Origin of the sequence: Paracoccus liaowanqingii (assembly GCF_004683865.2) — a bacterium.
Classification (GTDB): domain Bacteria; phylum Pseudomonadota; class Alphaproteobacteria; order Rhodobacterales; family Rhodobacteraceae; genus Paracoccus; species Paracoccus liaowanqingii.
Genome location: NZ_CP038439.1, coordinates 3138218 through 3156420, shown reverse-complemented (window position 1 = coordinate 3156420; position 18203 = coordinate 3138218). Strand labels below are relative to the sequence as shown.

At 71.8% G+C, this 18203-nt stretch carries 17 protein-coding genes; 11 read left to right on the top strand and 6 right to left on the bottom strand.

The annotated features are described in order from the left end of the window. Positions 1–3: 3 nt before the first annotated feature. The gene (locus tag E4191_RS15265; protein WP_135314159.1) at positions 4–609 is read left to right on the top strand and encodes a DedA family protein; all 606 of its coding nucleotides are present in this window, start codon (positions 4–6) and stop codon (positions 607–609) included. Here the strand turns inward: E4191_RS15265 and E4191_RS15260 are convergent. After that, a complete protein-coding gene (locus E4191_RS15260) occupies positions 601–1248 on the bottom strand; it encodes a carbonic anhydrase (protein ID WP_135314158.1) in 648 nt (215 codons plus the stop codon). The two genes, E4191_RS15265 and E4191_RS15260, sit on opposite strands and share 9 nt — an antisense overlap. A gap of 141 nt (positions 1249–1389) precedes the next feature. Between E4191_RS15260 and E4191_RS15255 the strand changes: the two genes are divergently transcribed. From E4191_RS15255 to E4191_RS15245, 3 genes are all read left to right on the top strand, one after another. After that, entirely contained in the window at positions 1390–1767 is a 378-nt protein-coding gene (locus E4191_RS15255) for a hypothetical protein (protein WP_135314157.1), read from the top strand. A gap of 77 nt (positions 1768–1844) precedes the next feature. Further along, the gene (locus tag E4191_RS15250) at positions 1845–3209 is read left to right on the top strand and encodes a leucyl aminopeptidase family protein (RefSeq protein WP_135314156.1); all 1365 of its coding nucleotides are present in this window, start codon (positions 1845–1847) and stop codon (positions 3207–3209) included. Positions 3210–3211: 2 nt separating this feature from the next. Further along, positions 3212–4048 (top strand): C40 family peptidase, encoded by an 837-nt coding sequence (locus E4191_RS15245; RefSeq protein WP_135314155.1) that lies wholly within the window; start codon positions 3212–3214, stop codon positions 4046–4048. Between the two features lie 50 nt (positions 4049–4098). On the opposite strand, the gene truB is transcribed toward E4191_RS15245, so the two are convergent. Genes truB through rbfA form a run of 3 tightly spaced genes read right to left on the bottom strand, consistent with a single transcriptional unit; the run spans position 4099 to position 6229 of the window. After that, positions 4099–4992, bottom strand: a complete 894-nt coding sequence (truB, locus tag E4191_RS15240) for a tRNA pseudouridine(55) synthase TruB (RefSeq protein WP_135314154.1) — start codon at positions 4990–4992, stop codon at positions 4099–4101. A gap of 54 nt (positions 4993–5046) precedes the next feature. After that, on the bottom strand, positions 5047–5805 hold the full coding sequence (locus E4191_RS15235) for a phosphodiester glycosidase family protein (RefSeq protein WP_135314519.1): 759 nt from the start codon (positions 5803–5805) through the stop codon (positions 5047–5049). Next, on the bottom strand, positions 5795–6229 hold the full coding sequence (rbfA, locus tag E4191_RS15230; protein WP_135314153.1) for a 30S ribosome-binding factor RbfA: 435 nt from the start codon (positions 6227–6229) through the stop codon (positions 5795–5797). The genes E4191_RS15235 and rbfA overlap by 11 nt, the downstream gene beginning before the upstream one ends. A gap of 73 nt (positions 6230–6302) precedes the next feature. On the opposite strand from rbfA, the gene dapB reads away from it, so the two are divergent. Then, positions 6303–7136, top strand: coding sequence for a 4-hydroxy-tetrahydrodipicolinate reductase (gene dapB, locus E4191_RS15225; RefSeq protein ID WP_135314152.1), 834 nt, complete (start codon positions 6303–6305; stop codon positions 7134–7136). Here dapB and E4191_RS15220 read toward each other — a convergent pair. Continuing rightward, positions 7133–7738: a COG3650 family protein gene (locus E4191_RS15220; protein ID WP_176562723.1), complete on the bottom strand. Its 606-nt coding sequence runs from the start codon at positions 7736–7738 to the stop codon at positions 7133–7135. The two genes, dapB and E4191_RS15220, sit on opposite strands and share 4 nt — an antisense overlap. A gap of 97 nt (positions 7739–7835) precedes the next feature. Here E4191_RS15220 and tsaE point away from each other — a divergent pair, with 97 nt between their 5' ends. From tsaE to trxA, 5 genes are all read left to right on the top strand, one after another. Further along, positions 7836–9227: a tRNA (adenosine(37)-N6)-threonylcarbamoyltransferase complex ATPase subunit type 1 TsaE gene (gene tsaE / locus E4191_RS15215; RefSeq protein ID WP_135314150.1), complete on the top strand. Its 1392-nt coding sequence runs from the start codon at positions 7836–7838 to the stop codon at positions 9225–9227. Next, complete coding sequence (locus E4191_RS15210; protein ID WP_228461379.1) at positions 9215–9883, top strand: nucleotidyltransferase family protein; 669 nt, start codon at positions 9215–9217, stop codon at positions 9881–9883. The genes tsaE and E4191_RS15210 overlap by 13 nt, the downstream gene beginning before the upstream one ends. A 1-nt stretch (position 9884) precedes the next feature. Next, the gene (gene addB, locus E4191_RS15205) at positions 9885–12818 is read left to right on the top strand and encodes a double-strand break repair protein AddB (protein ID WP_135314517.1); all 2934 of its coding nucleotides are present in this window, start codon (positions 9885–9887) and stop codon (positions 12816–12818) included. Then, positions 12811–16188: a double-strand break repair helicase AddA gene (gene addA / locus E4191_RS15200; protein ID WP_135314149.1), complete on the top strand. Its 3378-nt coding sequence runs from the start codon at positions 12811–12813 to the stop codon at positions 16186–16188. Before addB ends, addA begins: the two co-directional genes overlap by 8 nt. Before the next feature lie 80 nt (positions 16189–16268). Continuing rightward, positions 16269–16589 (top strand): thioredoxin, encoded by a 321-nt coding sequence (gene trxA / locus E4191_RS15195; protein ID WP_135314148.1) that lies wholly within the window; start codon positions 16269–16271, stop codon positions 16587–16589. Positions 16590–16623: 34 nt separating this feature from the next. Here trxA and E4191_RS15190 read toward each other — a convergent pair whose 3' ends face one another. After that, positions 16624–17526, bottom strand: coding sequence for a hypothetical protein (locus E4191_RS15190; protein ID WP_135314147.1), 903 nt, complete (start codon positions 17524–17526; stop codon positions 16624–16626). 102 nt (positions 17527–17628) lie between these two features. Between E4191_RS15190 and hslV the strand changes: the two genes are divergently transcribed. Further along, complete coding sequence (gene hslV / locus E4191_RS15185) at positions 17629–18183, top strand: ATP-dependent protease subunit HslV (protein WP_135314146.1); 555 nt, start codon at positions 17629–17631, stop codon at positions 18181–18183. Positions 18184–18203: the final 20 nt, after the last annotated feature.

Genomic DNA, 18203 nt, shown 5'->3' with positions numbered 1-18203 from the left:
TCCTTGTTCGACTGGATCACCGGATTGCTGGAGGGCGGCGGGGCTTGGGCCATCGCTGCCCTCATGCTGCTGGAAAACGTCTTCCCGCCGATCCCGTCCGAACTGATCATGCCGCTGGCGGGCTTCAACGCCGCGCGCGGCGGCACGCCCCTGTGGCTGGCGATCCTGGCAGGGGGCATCGGCTCGACGCTTGGCGCGTGGTTCTGGTATGCCCTGGGCCGCGCCTACGGGCCTGCCCGCCTGCATCTGCTGGTCGCGCGGCATGGCCGCTGGCTGACCCTGACCCCGTCCGAGCTGACCCGCGCGCAGGGCTGGTTCGCCCGCCACGGCGGGGCCGCGGTCTTCTTCGGACGCTTCCTGCCGACGATCCGGACGCTGATCTCGGTCCCGGCGGGACTGGCGCGGATGCCCACGGGGCGCTTCCTGATCTTCACCGCCCTGGGCAGCTTCATCTGGTCCGGCGGGCTGGCCTTGGCCGGCTACGCGCTGGAGGACGGCTATGACGCCGTCAGCGGCTGGATCGACCCGCTGTCGACCGCCATCGTGCTGGCGATCGTCGCGGCCTATCTGTGGCGCGTGGTGCGCTGGCGGCCCGACCTCTCAGACTGAGACCCACCGCCTGCCGCCATCCTCGGCCTGGACCAGCGTGCCCTCGGTGATGTCGTGCACGATGCCGTGCAGCGACATCTCTCCGGCCTCGACGGCCGAGCGGACGAAGGGGAAGGTCATCAGGTTCTCCAGCGAGACCAGCACCGCCTCGCGTTCCAGCGCCGGGACCTGATCGGCCTCGGGCAGCTCCTTCACGCGGTCGTATCCGGGGCGCAGGATGTCCATCCAGCGACCCACGAAGCTGGTCTTCTCCTCCAGCTCGGGGGCGGCGCCCGAACACATCGCGTGGCAGCCCGCGACGCCGCCGCAATTCGTGTGCCCCACCACGATCAGATGCGCGACCTTCAGCGCCGCCACCGCATATTCCACCGCCGCGGAGGTGCCGTGCTGCAGCCCGTCGGGCGCATAGGCGGGCACCAGGTTGGCGATGTTGCGATGGATGAAGAACTCGCCCGAATCGGCGCCGAAGATGCTGGTGACATGCACGCGGCTGTCGCAGCAGGAAATCACCATGGCGCGCGGGCGCTGCCCTTCGGTCGCCAGGCGGCGGAACCAGGCACGGTTCTCGTTGTAGGAGGTGGCCTTCCAGCCGTGATAGCGCTTGGTCAGATATTGTGGCAACGGCGACAGGTTGTGCATCTGGAACCTCGTTTTCTGACCTGCGTGATAGGCCCTGATTGAAACAAATTCGAGCCTTTTCTTGCGCGCGCCTCAAGGCTTTCTTCACCGCTTCCCGCCCATGCTTGGCCGGTGCATGGATGGATCCTGCCGGAGGACAGCTTGGTACATATTTCGGCCCTCGTCATCTCGGAAGCGGTCCGCGTCGACAGCCGCCGAGTGTCGGACATCGTCGTCGAACTGGGGGAAACGGCCGCCCAGAACGTCATCGGCCTGGCTTTGGAACAGCTGGCCGGCACCCTGGTCGCCGTGCAGGAGGCGCTGGAACGCGAGGATCTGACCCAGGCCGCCACCCAGTCCGACCGCCTGTCGCGCCTGGCTTGGCAGATCGGGCTTCTCTCGCTGGCCGGGGTGGCGATGGACCTCAGCTCCATGGCCGAACGCGGCGACCTGCCGGCCGTGGCCGCGATCGGGGCGCGGCTGGCGCGGGTCGGCAACCAGTCCCTGACCGAGATCTGGGACCGCACCGCGCTGGCCTGAGGGGTGGGCCCCGGGGTCGGGGTTGCGGGCACCGGCCGGTCCTGTAGGCTGGTCGCCGATCTGCCAAGGAACCTGCCATGACCCTCGAATTCGCCCCCGCCTCGGACACCGCGCTGCCCCTCTGGCCCGTCTGGTCGGACGAGGACCTGCCGCCCGAGGCCGGGACCTGGCCCGGGGCCTGCGGCTTTGCGGGCAAGACCGGCCAGATCTGCCTGCTGCCCGACAGCGACGGCGGGCTGCGCGGGGCGCTTCTGGGTCTGGGCGAGCGCGCGCAGGCGGCGCGGGACCGCTTTCCGCTGGCCCGCGCCCAAGGCCTGCCCAAGGGCGACTGGCGCTTGGCCGCGCTGCCGTCCGGGCTGGATCCCGACCGGCTGATCCTGGGCTGGCTTCTGGGCCAGTACCGTTTCACCCGCTACAAGGGCGCGCCGCTCCAGGGCCCGCGCCTCGTCTGCCCGGACGGGGTCGACGGCCCCCGCCTGCTGGCCATCGCCGAGGCCGAGTTCCTGACCCGCGACCTGATCAACACCCCCGCCAGCGACCTGGGCCCCGACCGGCTGGAGGCCGCCGCCCGGGCGCTGGCCAACCAGATCGGCGCCCGGGTCGAGGTCATCTCGGGCACCGCGCTGGTCAAGCAGAACTTCCCGTTGATCCACGCCGTGGGCCGCGCCGCCGCGTCCGAGCCGCGCCTGATCGACATCCGGCTCGGCGACGCGGGGCCGATGCTGACCATCGTCGGCAAGGGCGTCTGCTTCGACACGGGCGGGCTGAACCTCAAGCCCGGCGCCTCGATGGGGCTGATGAAGAAGGACATGGGCGGGGCGGCGACCGCGCTCGGACTGCTGAAGATGCTGGCCGGCACGGGGGCCGCAGCGGGCCTGCGCATCCGCGTGCTGATCCCGGCGGTCGAGAACAGCGTCGCGGGCAATGCCTTCCGCCCCGGCGACGTGCTGTCCAGCCGCAAGGGCCTGTCGGTCGAGGTCAACAACACCGATGCCGAGGGACGGCTGGTGCTGGCCGACGCGATGACCTACGCGGCCGAGGAAAACCCCGACCTGATGATCTCGCTGGCGACGCTGACGGGGGCGGCGCGGGTGGCGCTTGGCCCCGACCTGCCGCCGCTCTATTGCGACGACGATGCGACCGCCCTGGCGCTGCAGCAGGCGGGCATGGCGGTGGGCGATCCGCTGTGGCGCATGCCCTTCTGGGATGCCTACGAGCCACAGATCGAGCCCGCCATCGCCGATCTGGACAACGCCCCCTCGGGCGGGATGGCCGGGTCGATCACTGCGGCCCTGTTCCTGCGCCGCTTCGCCGAGGGCGCGGGCCGCTATGCCCATCTGGACATCTACGGCTGGCAGCCGGTGGCCGCGCCGGGCCGGCCCAAGGGCGGGGTGGGCCAAGGCGCCCGCGCCATCCTGGCGGCCCTGCCCCGGCTCTTCTGATCATGGACCGCCGCCTGACGCCCGCCACCGACCGCGTGGCGCTGGAGGCCCTGCGCGGCCAGCTGGACCGCCCCCGCTTCACGCCCGGCCACCCCGCGCGGCTGGCCGTGCCGCTGGTCGACCTGCTGACCGCCCCGGACGGCCGCCGCGACCGGCAGGTGAATTTCGGCGCCGACCTGACGGTGATCGAGGATCGCGGCCCGATGAGCTTCGTGCAGGCCGCCTTGGACGGCTATTGCGGCTGGCTGCCCACGGCCGCCCTGACCCGCGACCTGCCGCCCCTGACCCATCGGGTCACGGCCCCTGCGACCCATGTCTATCCCGGCCCCGACATGAAGCTGCGCGAGATGGCCTCGCTGTCCCTCGGCGCCCGCCTGTCGGTCACGGGAACCGAGGGCGGCTTTGCCCGCCTCGCCACCGGGGACTTCGTCCCCCTGCAACATATCGGCGACAGCCCCGCCCCGGACCCCGCCGCCGTGGCCGAGACGCTCATCGGCACCCCCTATCTCTGGGGCGGCAACAGCCGGGCGGGCATCGACTGCTCGGGCCTCGTGCAGGCGGCGCTGACCGCGGCGGGCATCCCCTGCCCCGGCGACAGCGACCTGCAGCGCGCCGCCTTCCCCCCGACCGACGACATCCGGCGCGGCGACCTGCTCTTCTGGCCCGGCCATGTCGCCATGGCCCTCTCGGCCGTCCTGATGATCCACGCCACCGCCGGGACCATGTCCGTCACGACCGAACCCATCGCCGCCGCCCTCGCCCGCATCAATGCCGCAGGCCAAGGCCCCTTCCAGGGCGCCCACAGGCCCACCTCAAGCCCCGCCATTTCTTCTTCATGAAAATATTCCGGGGGGAGTCCGCAGGACGGGGGGCAGCGCCCCCTGCGGCGTCACAGATTGAACACCCGCTCGGGCTGCACCATCCCGCCCTGATAGCGTCCGATGCAGACCGGCCCCTGCGCATCCATGACCCAGACCAGTTCGCCCCATTCCGCCCCGCCGGTCACCTCGCCGGGATTGCCGTTGCGGATCCGGATGCCGCCCTCGGGCGTGGCGCGCAGCATGGGCAGGTCGGTGAGGCCCGTCTCCAGCGGCAGGATCTGGCCATCCAGCCACTCCTGTGCCTCGCGGTCCACGCGGTCGAAGGGCACGGCATGGTCCACCTCGAAGGGCCCCGACCAGGTGCGGCGCAGATGGGCGACATGGCCAAGACAGCCCAGCACCCGGCCCAGATCGCGGGCGATGGAGCGCACATAGCCGCCCTTGCCGCAGACCATCTCCAGCCGGGCATGGCCCTCGCCTGCCTCCAGCAGGGTCAGGCTGTCGACCCAGAGCGGCCGGGCGGCAAGCTCCATCTCGACCCCCTCGCGGGCCAGATCATAGGCGCGCTCGCCCTCGACCTTGACGGCCGAGAAGGCGGGGGGGATCTGCATGATGTCGCCGGTGAAGCCCGCCAGTGCCGCCTGCACCTCGGCCTCGGACGGCCGTGCCTCCGAGGTCCGCAGCACCTCGCCCGAGGCATCGTCGGTCGCCGTCTCGGCCCCCCAGGTCACCACAAAGTTATAGCATTTCAGCGCATCGGTCACGATGGGCACGGTCTTGGTGGCCTCGCCCAGGGCGATGGCCAGCACGCCGGTCGCATCGGGGTCCAGCGTGCCCGCATGGCCCGCCTTCTTGGCATCCAGCGCCCACCTGACCTTGGCCACGACGGCGGTCGAGCCCACCCCTGCGGGCTTGTCCACGATCAGCCAGCCGCTGATGTCCCGGCCCTTCTTGCGCGCCATGCGATCACTCCTGCAAAACCAAGCGCCGGGGCATAGCGCCGCCGCATCGGGGGGTCAACCGCCCGGCTGGACCAGCCCGATGATCGGCCCCATGCTGCGCCCGAAATCCGCCCGCCGGACCGCGGGCGCATAGAGCCGCGAGATCGAGCCGTCGAAATACAGCGCATCCCGCACCCCCAGCCCGTCGCGGAAGAAGCGCCCAAACTCGTGGAAGGTCACCGGTCGGCTGGAGATGGCGAACCACGCCGTCTGCCCGTCGGGCGCCACGCCCACGCCGTTCCTGATATAGCGGCTGTCGCTGTCCACCAGGAAGCGCGGATGCAACTCGCCGTCGACGACCAGCATCGGCCCGGATTGCGACGCCAGCCGGCAGTCAGGGCGGGTCTCGGCGAACTCCAGCGTCTCGATCACCGAAAAGGGCCGGTCGCCGCCCGTGCAGAAGACTCCGTTGGGCAGCATCCCGAAATTGTCGCGGCTGGCGCCGGTGACGATGGGCGACAGCTCGACCCCGTCGATGACCAGCAGGCCCACGGCGCGGTAATCGGCATGGAACATGCCCGCGTTCATCGCGAAGGACAGATCCTCGTCCGGCCCGAGGATGCGGCGGACATTGGCGAAGTTGCGCAGGGGCGCGCCGTCCGGGCCGTCCTGCCACAGGCGCAGCGCGGGTTCCTGCGCGGCACCGACCTCACAGAGGACATAGCCCTGCCCGTCATGGTCCACCCGCTCGCAGGTCGCAGCCGCCGAGGGCAACGCCATCGCCATCAGCATCCCGCAGGCCACCGCAAGGCGGCGCGGCAGGTCAGCGGGCATCGTCATCCGCGGGTGCGTCGGTATCGGGCGCCTCGACATCGCGGCGCACGCGCTCGTCCTCGAACAGGCGGCGCGTGTCGTCCATCATGTCGAAGGTCTCGTCCAGCTGGAAGCGCAGCTCGGGCGCGTATTTCAGCGTCATCCCCTTGGCGACCAGATGGCGCAACTCGGGCGCGTTGCGGCGGAGCGCCAGCAGCGCCTCGTCGGCCTCGCGCCCGCCCAGGGGCAGCACGAAGGCCGTGGCCACCTTGAGGTCGGTCGAGGTGCGCACCTCGCCCACGGTGATGGAATGCCGGTTCAGGTCGGGGTCGTGGACATCGCCACGCGCCAGCACCTCGGCCAGCGTGCGACGGATCAGTTCGCCCACACGCAGCTGGCGCTGCGCCTTGGAGCCCTGACCATGGGAATTGCGGTTCTGTGCCATGATCCCCGATGTAGGGGGTCGCGGGCCGCGCCGCAACGGGGTAAAAGCCCCGCAACATCAGCAGGGGTGGACCATGAGCGATTTGCAGAACACCGACCAGCCGCCGCGCCCGGGCGTGGTGGTGACCGGCGCCTCGGGGCGGATGGGGCAGATGCTGGTCCGGCTGATCCTGGATCATCCCGAGCTGCGGCTGGTCGGCGCGCTGGACCGGCCGGGCCAGCCCTGGATCGGGCAGGACATCGGTACGGCCCTGGGCGGGGCGCCCGCGGGCGTGATCGTCAGCGACGATGCGGTGACGGCCATCGCGCAGGCGCAGGCGGTGATCGACTTCACCACGCCGGACGCGACCGTGGGCTTTGCCGAACTGACCGCCCAGGCCCGCGCCGTCCACGTGATCGGCACCACGGGGCTGGAACCTGCGCATCTGGCAGCCCTGGAGGCCGCCGCCCGCCACGCCCCGATCATCCGGGCGGGCAACATGTCGCTTGGCGTGAACCTGCTGGTGGGCCTGACCCGCAAGGTCGCCGCCGCCCTGGGCGAGGACTGGGACATCGAGGTGGTCGAATCCCATCACCGCCACAAGGTCGACGCGCCCTCGGGCACCGCGCTGATGCTGGGCGAGGCGGCCGCCGAGGGGCGGGGCACGACCCTCGACGATGTGCGCACGCCCGCGCGCGAGGGGATCACCGGCGCCCGCGAGCCCGGCACCATCGGGTTCGCCGCCATCCGGGGCGGCGACGTGGTGGGCGAGCATGACGTGATCTTCGCCGCCGAGGGCGAGCGTATCGTGCTGCGCCACTTGGCGACCGACCGGGCGATCTTTGCGCGCGGCGCGATCCGGGCGGCGCTCTGGGGCCAGGACAAGGGTCCCGGCAGCTATGACATGCACGACGTGCTGGGGCTTTAGTCGCGCGGCTGGACCGAACAGCAGCCCGTCAGCATCCGGGGCCGGTCGCCCTGCAGCACGACCAGCGCCCGCAATCCGAACTGGCGGTCCGACATGCCGTCGCCGCAGATCTGCGGCGCGGCAGTCAGGGTCAGGCCCTCGGCCAGCACCGCGCGGGTCGGATCGCGGAAGACGCCGGTCGACAGCACCGCCGTCAGCGGCATCGTCAGGTCGGGCTCGCCCAGCTGCTGCAGGGCGATCTGGTCCTCGGTCGCGCGCAGGTTCCAGAACGGCTCGGTCCCGTAGCAGGCGAAGCCTTCGGGCAGCGCGCCCTCCTCCCAGACATCGGTGCGGTAATCCAGATAGCGGGCCGACACCCACCCCGTCCCCTCGCCGATGTTGACCCGGGCCCAGCCCCGGATCTCCTCGACCACCTCGATGCGGGTGGCATCAGGGGCCAGCGTGCCGAGGATCGGGGCGCTGGCCGAAGGGTCGGCGCGGATGTTCAGCACATCGTCCGGGGCCACGCGGGCCACGTCGAACAGGGTGGGCAGGATGTATTCCTGCGTGGCCAGGGCGGGGCCCGCAAGGGCCAGGGTCAGGACAAGGGCGGTGCGCAGCATGGGGACCTCGGGGAATCGCGTAGTCTCATCATACCCCATCCGCGCGCCGGTTCGCACCCTGTTCCCCCCGGCCCGACAAGCCGCTAGAACGGCGGGCATGAGCACGCGCCTGATCGCCTCCGAACCCCTGACCGCCGCGCTGGCGCGGATGCTGGCCGCCGATCTGGCGCCCGGCGCGACCGTGCTGCTGGAGGGCCCGGTGGGCGCGGGCAAGACGCATTTCGCCCGCGCCTTCATCCGCGCGCGGCAGGGCGATCTGGCCGAGGACGTGCCCAGCCCGACCTTCACGCTGGTCCAGACCTATGACGACCCGAGGGGCAGCCAGATCTGGCATGCCGACCTCTATCGCCTGACCGACCCGTCCGAGCTGTCCGAGCTGGGCCTGGACGAGGCGATGGACGAGGCGATCTGCCTGATCGAATGGCCCGACCGGCTGACGGCCCCGCCCCCCGGTGCGCTGACCGTCACGCTGTCCGCCTGCCCCGATCCCGACCTGCGCGGGATCGAGCTGGACTTTCCCGGCGCCGCGCGGCTGGCCGCACGGGCCGGCTTCGTCACGCAGGCGGGCTGGGACGAGGCGCGGGTGCTGCCCTTGGCAGGCGACGCCTCGGCCCGGCGCTATTTCCGGCTGGAGGGCCCGGGGGGCACGGCGGTGCTGATGGACGATGCTTCGGGCGCGGTGGCGCCTTTCGTGGCGATGACGGACTGGCTGCGCGACCGGGGCTTCGGCGCCCCCGCGATCCTGGCGCAGGATGCCGGACAGGGGCTGCTGCTGCTGCAGGATCTGGGCGACGATCTGGTTGCCCGCGCGCTGGCCCGCCAGCCGGATCTGGCGCTCGTGATCCACGACCGCATCACCGACCTGCTGGTCGACCTGCACCACCAGCCGGTGCCGGGTTTCGTGGCGCCGCTGGACGGGGCGGCGATGGCGGATCTGGTGCGGCTTTTCACCGAGCAGTACCCCGGCGCGTCTGCGGCGCCGCGGATCCCCGCCCTGATCGCCGAGCTTCACGACCGGCTGTGCAGGGACCTGCCCCCGGCCCTCAGCCTGCGCGATTTCCATGCCGAGAACCTGGTCTGGCGCGACGCGGCGCCCCTGGGCCTTCTGGACTATCAGGACGCGGTGGCGGCGCATCCGGCCTATGATCTGGTCTCCTGCCTGCAGGACGCGCGGCGCGACGTGGACCCGGCGGTGGAGCAGGCGCAGATCGCCCGCTATCTGGCCGCGACCGGCGCCGACGAGGCCGCCTTCCGGGCCGCCTATGCGCTGATCGGCGCGCAGCGGGCGCTGCGGATCCTGGGCATCTTCGTCCGGCTGGCGGTGCGGGACGGCAAGCCGCGCTATCTGGACTTCATGCCCCGGGTCTGGGGGCATCTGTCGCGCAACCTGACCCATCCGGCGCTGGCCCCGCTGGCCGATGCGCTGGCCGGCATCCCCGCCCCCGATGAGGCGACCCGCGAAAGGATCCGTGCCCGATGCCGCCCCTGATGATCTTTGCAGCAGGCCTGGGCACCCGGATGCGGCCCCTGACCGACACGCGCCCCAAGCCGCTGATCGAGGTCGCGGGCCGCAGCCTGCTGGACCGTGCGCTGGATCTGGGGCGGCAGGCGGGCGCCGCCCCCATCGTGGTCAACACCCACTACCTCGGCGCCCAGATCGAGCGGCATCTGCAGGGGCAGGACATCGCCATCAGCCGTGAGGCGGGCCAGATCCTGGAGACCGGCGGAGGGCTGCGCCACGCCCTGCCGCTGCTGGGCGACGGCCCGGTGATGACGCTGAACCCGGATGTCGTCTGGACGGGGCCGAACGTGCTGACCGCGCTGGCCGGGGCCTGGCGCGACGACATGGACGCGCTGCTGGCGCTGGTGCCGCTGGACCGCGCGACGGCCCGGCAGGGCGCGGGGGATTTCAGCCTGGATCCGGGGCACCGGCTGATCCGGCAGGGCGATCACGTCTATGCGGGCGCGCAGATCATCCGCCCCGACCGGCTGGCAGGGATCGCCGATGCCGCCTTCTCGCTCAACCGCTTGTGGGACCTGCTGATCGCCGAAGGGCGGGCCTTCGGGATGATCCATCCGGGCGGCTGGTGCGACGTGGGCACGCCGCAGGCGATCCCCCTGGCCGAGGCGCTGCTGCGTGGGTGAGATGCGCGGCCTTTATGCCCTGCCCCCCGGCGTCGATTTCGCCGAGGGCTTCGTGCAGGGCCTGCTGGCGCGGATGCGCGACCAGCCGCCCGAGGCGCTGGCCCGCGTCACCGTGCTGACCAATGCCGCGCCCACGCGCGGCGCCCTATTCCGGGCCTTTGACAAAGCCGGACCTCTGCTGCTGCCGCAGATCCGATCCATCACCGGGGTCGATCCCGGACCGCTGGTCATGCCCGACCCGCCCGAGGCGCCGCTGGCGCGCCGCCTGCAGCTGGCCCGGCTGATCGCGCAGATGATGCGGCTGCGCCCCGATCTGGGCGCCGGCCATTCCATCCCCGTACTGGCGCAATCGCTGTCGCAGCTGATGGTAGAGATGCAGACCGAAGGGCGCGACATCACCGCGCTGGAGGCGATCGACACCGGCGATCACGCGCGCCACTGGCAGAACGCCCTGGCCTTCCTGCGGATCGCGGCGGATTTCCACCTGGGCAACCCCGCGCTGGACCGCCCCGCCCGCCAGCGCGCCGCGGCCGAGGCCGCACAGGCCGACTGGCCGCAGGGTCTGAACCTGCCCGAGGGGCCGGTGATCGTGGCGGGCTCGACCGGCTCGCACGGGGCGACGCGGCTCTACATGCAGGCGGTGGCGGCACTGCCCAACGGCGCGGTGGTGCTGCCCGGCTTCGATTTCGACCAGCCCCCCGAGGTGTGGGAGGGGCTGGCGCAGGCCGACGACCATCCGCAGGCCCGCTTTGCGCCGCTGATCGCCGCCGCCGGCTATCCCGGCCGCTGGACCGAGGAACGCCCGCTTTCCGAGGATCGCAACCGCCTGATCTCGCTGGCGCTGCGTCCCGCCCCGGTCACCGACCAGTGGATCGCCGAGGGGCCCGACCTGCCCGACCTGATCCCCGCGACCAAGGATCTGACCCTGATCGAGGCCGACCAGCCGGGGCAGGAGGCCGAGGCCATCGCGCTGGTCATGCGCGACGCCGCCGAACGCGGCACGCTGATCACCCTGATCGCGGCCGACAGCGGGCTGATCCGCCGCGTCACCGCCGCGCTGGACCGCTGGCACATCCGCCCCGACGACAGCGCCGGGCGGCCCCTGCCGCTGACCGCGCCGGGCCTGTTCCTGCGCCAGGTCGCGGCGCTGTTCGGGCAGCCGCTGACCATCGACCGGCTGCTGATCCTGCTCAAGCATCCGCTGACGGCCACCGGCTCCGAGGCGATCGGCCGCAACCAGATGCTGCGCGAGACGCGCGAGCTGGAACTGCAGCTGCGCCGCCGCGGCCCGGCCTTCCCCGATGCCGCCACCCTGGCCGATTGGGCGACGAAGGGCGACGAGACGCGCAAGATCTGGGCGGGCTGGCTGGCCGGGATGCTGGACCGCATCACGCCCCTGGCCCGCGACCGCGCGCCCCGCCCCCTGCCCGACCGTCTGGCCGACATGATGTCGCTGGCCGAGGCCTTGGCCGCCGGACCGGGCGGCACGGTCGATGCCTCGCGCCTGTGGCAGGACAAGGCGGGCCAGATGGCGCAGGCCGTGCTGGCCTATCTGGCCGAACACGCGCCCCTGGGCCCCGAAATCGGCCCCACCGACTTCAGCGCGCTTCTGGTCACCGAACTGCAGGCCAAGGCCCTGCGCGAGGATGTGGCGGGCCATCACTGCCTGCGCATCCGCGGCCCGCGCGAGGCGCGGCTTTACGCCCATGGCACGGTGATCCTGTCGGGGCTGAATGAGGGGGGCTGGCCCCAGCCCTTGTCACCCGACCCCTGGCTGTCGCGCCAGATGCGGGCGCAGGCGGGCCTGCCCCTGCCCGAACGCCAGATCGGGCTGGCCGCGCATGACTTCCAGCAGGGCATCGCCGCCGACCGGGTGTTCCTGACCCGCGCCCGCCGCGATGCCGAGGCCGAGACCATCCCCTCGCGCTGGCTGAACCGGATGCTGAACCTGATGGGCGGCCTGCCCGACCGGAACGGCCCCCAGGCCCTGGCCGCGATGCGGGCGCGCGGCGCCGAATGGCTGGCCATGGCCGAGGCGGTGGCCCGCCCGCCCGCGCCCGTGGCCCCCGCGCCGCGCCCCTCTCCGGTGCCGCCGGGGCCGCCCTTCCGGGAGCTGCCGGTCACCGATGTCTCGCTGCTGATCCGCGATCCCTATGCGGTCTATGCCAAGCGGGTGCTGGGCTTGCGCCCGCTGCCGCCCCTGCGGCCCCAGCCCGATGCGGCCCTGCGCGGCCAGACCCTGCATGCCATCGTCGAGGCTCTGCTGAACAGCCGCCCCACCCCCGAAACCCCGCCCGAGGCGCTGCGCGCGACCTTCCTGTCGCTGACCGCAGAGGTGCTGCAGGCCGACGTGCCCTGGCCCGCCGCCCGCGCCTTCTGGTCGGCGCGGATCGCGGCCATTGCCGACCGGATCGTCGCCGACGAGCTGGCCCGCCTGGCCGAGGGCATGCCGATGGTCGTGGAAAAGAGGGGCCGGGTCGCGCTGTCGGGGATGGATTTCACCCTGACCGCCAAGCCCGACCGGATCGACCTGCTGACCGAGGGGCGGGTCGTCGTCTATGACTACAAGTCCGGCACGCCGCCCACCGATGCGATGATCCGCCATTTCGACAAGCAGCTGATGCTGGAGGCCGCGATGGCCCGGCGCGGCGGCTTCGACGCGCTCGGCCCCGTGGACGTGGCAGGCTTGCGCTACATCCAGCTGGGCGGCGAGGGCAGGACCCATGACCGCGAGCATTCCGACCAGATCGAGGGCGAGACTTGGGACGGCTTCGTGCGCCTGATCGAGGCCTATCTGACCGGGGATGCGGGCTTCACCGCCATGCGGGCGCCTCAGCGGACCTCCTATGCCGGGGATTACGACCATCTGGCGCGGTTCGGGGAATGGGCGCTGACCGATCAGGCCCGGCCGCAGAAGGTGGGCGATCATGGATGAGGCGACGCTGAACCAGATCGCGGCGGCCGATCCGCTGCGGTCCACCTGGCTGACGGCCAATGCGGGATCGGGCAAGACGCGGGTGCTGACCGACCGCGTGGCGCGGCTGCTGCTGGCGGGCACCCCGCCCGAGCGCATCCTGTGCCTGACCTATACCAAGGCCGCCGCGACCGAGATGCAGAACCGCCTGCTGGCCCGGCTTGGCCGGTGGGCGATGCTGCCCGAGCCCGACCTGCGCGCCGAACTGGCGCAGTTGGGCGAGGGACAGGAGGCCGCGCCCGACTTGCCCGCCGCGCGGCGCCTGTTCGCGCGTGCCATCGAGACTCCGGGCGGGCTGAAGGTGCAGACCATCCACAGCTTCTGCGCGGCCCTGCTGCGGCGCTTTCCGCTGGAGGCGGGGGTGCCGATGGGCTTTGCGGAACTGGACGACCGCAGCGCCCGCGCCCTGCGAGGCGAGATCATCGAGGAGATGGCCGAAGGGGACCACCCGGCCATCGCCGACCTGACGCGGCTGCATTCGGGCGACGATCTGGACCGCTTCCTGGCCAGCCTGTCGCTGGCCGATTTCGAGACCGCGCCCGATCCGGACGCGCTGTGGGCGGCGCTGGACGTGCCGCCCGGGCTGACGGCGGACAGCCTGCTGGCGCAGGTCTTCCTGGGCGCCGAGGGCGATCTGGCCGACGCGCTGATCCCCGCCCTGCGGACGGGCAAGGTCACCGACGCCAAGCTGGCCGAGGCGCTGGCGCAGGTCCGCTGGCGCGATCCCGGCATGGCCGATCTGGCGCGCCTGTTCGGTTGCCTGCTGTTCGGCGGCAGCGCCAAGGTGCCCTTCGGCGCCAAGACCGGAAAGATTCCCACCAAGGATCTGGCGATTGGCGCCTGCGCGCCCTTCATGGACGATCTGAACGACCTGATGGAGCGGGTCGAGCTGGCCCGCCCGCAGGCCTTGGCACTGACGGCGGCGGAAAAGTCGCTGGCCCTGCACCGCTTCGGCCATGCCTTCGCCACCCGCATGAACGCCGCCAAGGCCGCGCATGGCTGGCTGGATTTCGACGACCTGATCCGCCGCACCGCGCAGCTGCTGGAGGAATCCAGCATGGCGCAATGGGTGCTGTGGCGGCTGGACGGCGGCATCGACCACATCCTGGTGGACGAGGCGCAGGACACCAGCCCGGAACAATGGCGCGTGATCCGCCGCCTGACCGACGAGTTCACCAGCGGCGCGGGCACCCATGACCGGCCCCGCACGCTGTTCGTGGTGGGCGATCCCAAGCAGTCGATCTATTCCTTCCAAGGCGCCGACATCGCCGTCTTCGAGGCGATGCGCGACCTCTTCGACCGGGACTTCCAGGCCGTGCAACAGCCGATGCAGCGGCGCGGGCTGGCGCACAGCTTCCGGTCCTCTCCGGCGATCCTGCGGCTGGTCGATGCGGTGTTCCAGGGCGAGGCGGCGGCGGGTCTGGGCGATCCGCCGCGCCATCTGGCCTTCCGTGACGCCCTGCCCGGGCGCGTGGACCTGTGGCCCGCCCTGCCCAAGCCCGACAAGACCGACCCCGAAGACTGGACCCGCCCCGTCGACGCGCCATCAGAGAACGACGCCGAGACGCAGCTGGCCCGCCATATCGCGGCGCAGATCGGCGCGATGATCGGCACGCCGATCCTGGACGCGAAGACGGGGGCGGCCCGGCCCATCGGCGCGGGCGACATCCAGATCCTGGTGCAGCGCCGGGCCGACCTGTTCGCCGCGCTGATCGCGGAGCTGAAATCGGCGGGCCTGCCGGTGGCGGGCGCCGACCGGCTGCGGCTGGCGGGCGAGCTGGCGGTGCGCGACATCACCGCCACCCTGTCGGTGCTGGCCACCCCCGAGGACGACCTGGCGCTGGCCGCCAGCCTGCGCTCGCCCCTGTTCGGGCTGTCCGAGGATGACCTCTACCACCTGGCGCAGGGGCGAAAGAAGGGCGAGTATCTCTGGATTCGTCTGCGCGAGTCCCAGCACAGCGAAATTCAGGCGGTTTTCAACGACCTCGCCAAGAACGCCGACTACCTGCGTCCCCATGACCTGATCGCCCGCCTGCTGACCCGGCATGGCGGCCGGGCCGCCCTGCTGGCGCGGCTTGGCCCCGAGGCTGTGGACGGCATCGACGAGCTGATGTCGCAGGCCCTGGCCTATGAGCAGGTCGAAACCCCCTCGCTGACCGGCTTCCTGGTCTGGCTGGCCAGCGACGAGGTCGAGGTCAAGCGCCAGCTGCCCGGCGGCGCGGGCGGGCTGATCCGGGTGATGACCGTGCATGGTTCCAAGGGTCTGGAAAGCCCGATCGTCATCCTGCCCGAGACGCAGACCCGCCGCGCCGCCAGCCGCCAGCCGCTGGTGCGGCTGGACCGCTTGCCCGTCTGGCGCGGCGCGGCGGCGGATCGCTGCGATTCCGTCGCGCTGGCCGTGGCCGATTGGGACCGGCGTCAGGGCGAGGAACGGCGGCGCCTGCTCTATGTGGCGATGACCCGGGCGGAAAGCTGGCTGATCGTGGCGGCGGCGGGCGAGACGGGCGAGGGGCTGGACAGCTGGCACGCGATGGTGGCCGAGGGCGCGGGCCGCGCCGGGCTGGACCGATCCGACCTGACCGTCGAGGGAATCGGGACGGGCCTGCGCCTGTCCTGGGGCGACTGGCCCGAACAGGCGCCCTCCGTCGCCACGGCCCTGCCGCCGCGGCGCAATCCTCCGGACTGGGCGCTGCGCATGGCGCCGCCGGCGCCCGATTTCGTGGCTCCCGTCACCGCCAGCGGGCTGGGCGGGGCCAAGGTGCTGGCCGCGACCTCGGACGGCGACCGCGAGGCCGCGATGCTGCGCGGCACCCGCCTGCACCTGCTGCTAGAGCATCTGCCCGCCCATCCCGCCCCCGACTGGCCCCGCATCGCGGGGGCGATCCTGTCGGGGGCCGAGGGCGGGCTGCCGGACGGGGCCGACATGGCCCTGCTGCTGGCCGAGGCGGGCGAAATCCTGTCCGCCCCCGCGCTGTCGCAGGTCCTGCAGCCCGGCCCGGAGGCGCAGATCCTGTCCGAGGTCGCGCTGACGGCACCCCTGCCGGGCTTGGGCTTGCTGAACGGGGTGATCGACCGGCTGGTCGTGACGCCCGACCTGATCACGGCAGTCGATTACAAGACGAATGCCGATGTCCCCGCCACGCCCGAGGCGGTGCCCGAGGGAATCCTGCGCCAGATGGCCGCCTATCGCGCCGCCCTGCGGGGCATCTGGCCGGGTCGGCCCCTGCGCATGGCGGTGCTGTGGACGGCCAGCCGCAGCCTGATGGACCTGCCCGATGCGGTGCTGGACCCGGTCATGGCCAGGCTGGGTGTCGAGGCCCCTGCCTCTTGACCCCGGGCGCCTTGGTTCATAGCTGTTGAGGGAACCCATCCCTGCCGGTCCCGTCCGGCCCCCCCTGACAGGAGCTGACCATGGCCACCGTGCATGTGAACGACACCGATTTCGACGCCGAAGTGCGTCAGGCCGACACCCCCGTGATCGTCGATTTCTGGGCCGAATGGTGCGGCCCCTGCAAGCAGATCGGCCCGGCTCTGGAAGAGCTGTCGGACGAATATGCCGGCCGCATCAAGATCGTGAAGATCAACGTGGACGAGAACCCCGAGCAAGCGGCGGCCTTGGGCGTGCGCGGCATCCCCGCGCTGTTCATGTTCAAGGGCGGCGAGGTCGTGTCGAACCGCATGGGCGCGGCCCCCAAGGCGGCGCTGAAAAGCTGGATCGACGAATCGGTCTGATCCTCCTGCGCGCGACGTGAAAGGCGGCGGCCCCTCAGACGGGCCAGCCGCCTTTTTTCATGGCTGCCAGCAACCGGTCGTCGGCATCGGGCGCCATCATGTCCAGGCTGGTGCGGCGCAGGAACCAGTCGAGGTACTTCTCGGTCGGAGGGGCGTGATCGGGGGCGCGGGCCAGCGCCTTGTCGGCGCCGAGGCGCCCCGCGTTCAGCGCGACGTGGTGATAGTCGCTTTGCGCATAGAGGACGACCGGCTTGCCCAGGATCAGCCCGTCGAAGCCCACCGCGCTGTTTTGCGTCACCACGAAGGCGCAGTCGCGCAGCCGGGCGGTCGTGTCGCCGCCGATGGTCACGTTGCCATGGGCGCGGGCCAGCCAGTCGAGCGCGGCCCGATCCTCGTCATCATAGACCTCCTTGAGGTGCAGGGTGACGATGCAGGGCCGGCCGGTCGCGGCGGCGTCGCGGATCATCTGCAGGGGGCTGGCCGACTGGAAGCTGCGCTGGCGGCGGATATGGCCCTGCAGCGGGATCAGGATGTGATCGCCCCGCTCGGGCGCCGGGCCCGGCAGCACGCGGTGGCGCAGGCGGCGGACGAAGTCCTGCGCGGGCTGGGCCTCGATCCGCGACGGCTCGAACCGGGTCAGGGCGATGGGCCAGCGCCAGCGCTCGGCCTCGCGTTCCAGCCGCCAGTAGGGGAAGTGATAGGCCAGGCGGAAGGTCAGCGCCCGGTCATGCGTCGGGCGTTCCATGTTGAACAACGCATAGCCCGCGCGCCCGGGCGCCTCGGCCCGGGGCCCGGTGCCCGAGGGCCGCACCTCGATCCGCCATCCGCGCGGCGCCAGAAGCGCCCGGATGCGATTGAGAAAGCCCAGCTTGCCCGCCCGCGCAGTGTGCAGGATCGGCGGATGCAGATAGACGGTCAGCAGCAGATCGGCGCTCATGCGGCGACGCTAGGGCGGGACGGGGCCGGTTTCAATGGGTTGCATGGCCTGCCCGGCACCCATATCTGCCCATGGACAACGAATGATGAACGGAGCAGGCCCATGGCAGAGGACAGATTTCCCGGCTGGCACGGCACGACGATCCTGGCGGTGCGCCGGGACGGCAAGGTGGTCGTCGCGGGCGACGGGCAGGTCAGCGTCGGCCAGACGGTGATGAAGGGCAGCGCCCGCAAGGTGCGCCGCCTGACCCCCGGCGGACGCGACGTGGTGGTGGGCTTTGCCGGCTCGACCGCCGACGCCTTCACCCTGCTGGAGCGGCTGGAGAAGAAGCTGGAGGCCGCGCCCGGCCAGCTGCAGCGCGCCTGCGTGGATCTGGCCAAGGATTGGCGCATGGACAAGTACCTGCGCAATCTGGAAGCGATGCTGATCGTGACCGACGGGGTCGACCTGCTGGTCGTCACCGGCGCGGGCGACGTGCTGGAGCCGGAGCATGACGTGGCGGCCATCGGCTCGGGCGGCAACTTCGCCCTGGCGGCGGCGCGCGGTCTGCTGGAAAGCGACCTGGACGCCGAGGCGATCGCCCGCAAGGCCATGGCGATCGCGGCCGACATCTGCGTCTACACCAACGGGCGGCTGACGGTCGAGACGATCGGCTAGGCAGGCCGGGGGCGCTTCGC

Excerpts from the sequence above, each read along its gene's own strand:
- rbfA (WP_135314153.1), bottom strand. The coding sequence starts at position 6,229 with ATGGCACAGAACCGCAATTCCCATGGTCAGGGCTCCAAGGCGCAGCGC.
- E4191_RS15235 (WP_135314519.1), bottom strand. The coding sequence starts at position 5,805 with ATGCCCGCTGACCTGCCGCGCCGCCTTGCGGTGGCCTGCGGGATGCTG.
- E4191_RS15190 (WP_135314147.1), bottom strand. The coding sequence starts at position 17,526 with ATGAGCGCCGATCTGCTGCTGACCGTCTATCTGCATCCGCCGATCCTG.
- E4191_RS15245 (WP_135314155.1), top strand. The coding sequence starts at position 3,212 with ATGGACCGCCGCCTGACGCCCGCCACCGACCGCGTGGCGCTGGAGGCC.
- E4191_RS15210 (WP_228461379.1), top strand. The coding sequence starts at position 9,215 with ATGCCGCCCCTGATGATCTTTGCAGCAGGCCTGGGCACCCGGATGCGG.
- truB (WP_135314154.1), bottom strand. The coding sequence starts at position 4,992 with ATGGCGCGCAAGAAGGGCCGGGACATCAGCGGCTGGCTGATCGTGGAC.
- dapB (WP_135314152.1), top strand. The coding sequence starts at position 6,303 with ATGAGCGATTTGCAGAACACCGACCAGCCGCCGCGCCCGGGCGTGGTG.
- E4191_RS15250 (WP_135314156.1), top strand. The coding sequence starts at position 1,845 with ATGACCCTCGAATTCGCCCCCGCCTCGGACACCGCGCTGCCCCTCTGG.
- trxA (WP_135314148.1), top strand. The coding sequence starts at position 16,269 with ATGGCCACCGTGCATGTGAACGACACCGATTTCGACGCCGAAGTGCGT.
- addB (WP_135314517.1), top strand. The coding sequence starts at position 9,885 with ATGCGCGGCCTTTATGCCCTGCCCCCCGGCGTCGATTTCGCCGAGGGC.
- hslV (WP_135314146.1), top strand. The coding sequence starts at position 17,629 with ATGGCAGAGGACAGATTTCCCGGCTGGCACGGCACGACGATCCTGGCG.
- tsaE (WP_135314150.1), top strand. The coding sequence starts at position 7,836 with ATGAGCACGCGCCTGATCGCCTCCGAACCCCTGACCGCCGCGCTGGCG.
- E4191_RS15220 (WP_176562723.1), bottom strand. The coding sequence starts at position 7,738 with ATGCTGCGCACCGCCCTTGTCCTGACCCTGGCCCTTGCGGGCCCCGCC.
- addA (WP_135314149.1), top strand. The coding sequence starts at position 12,811 with ATGGATGAGGCGACGCTGAACCAGATCGCGGCGGCCGATCCGCTGCGG.
- E4191_RS15260 (WP_135314158.1), bottom strand. The coding sequence starts at position 1,248 with ATGCACAACCTGTCGCCGTTGCCACAATATCTGACCAAGCGCTATCAC.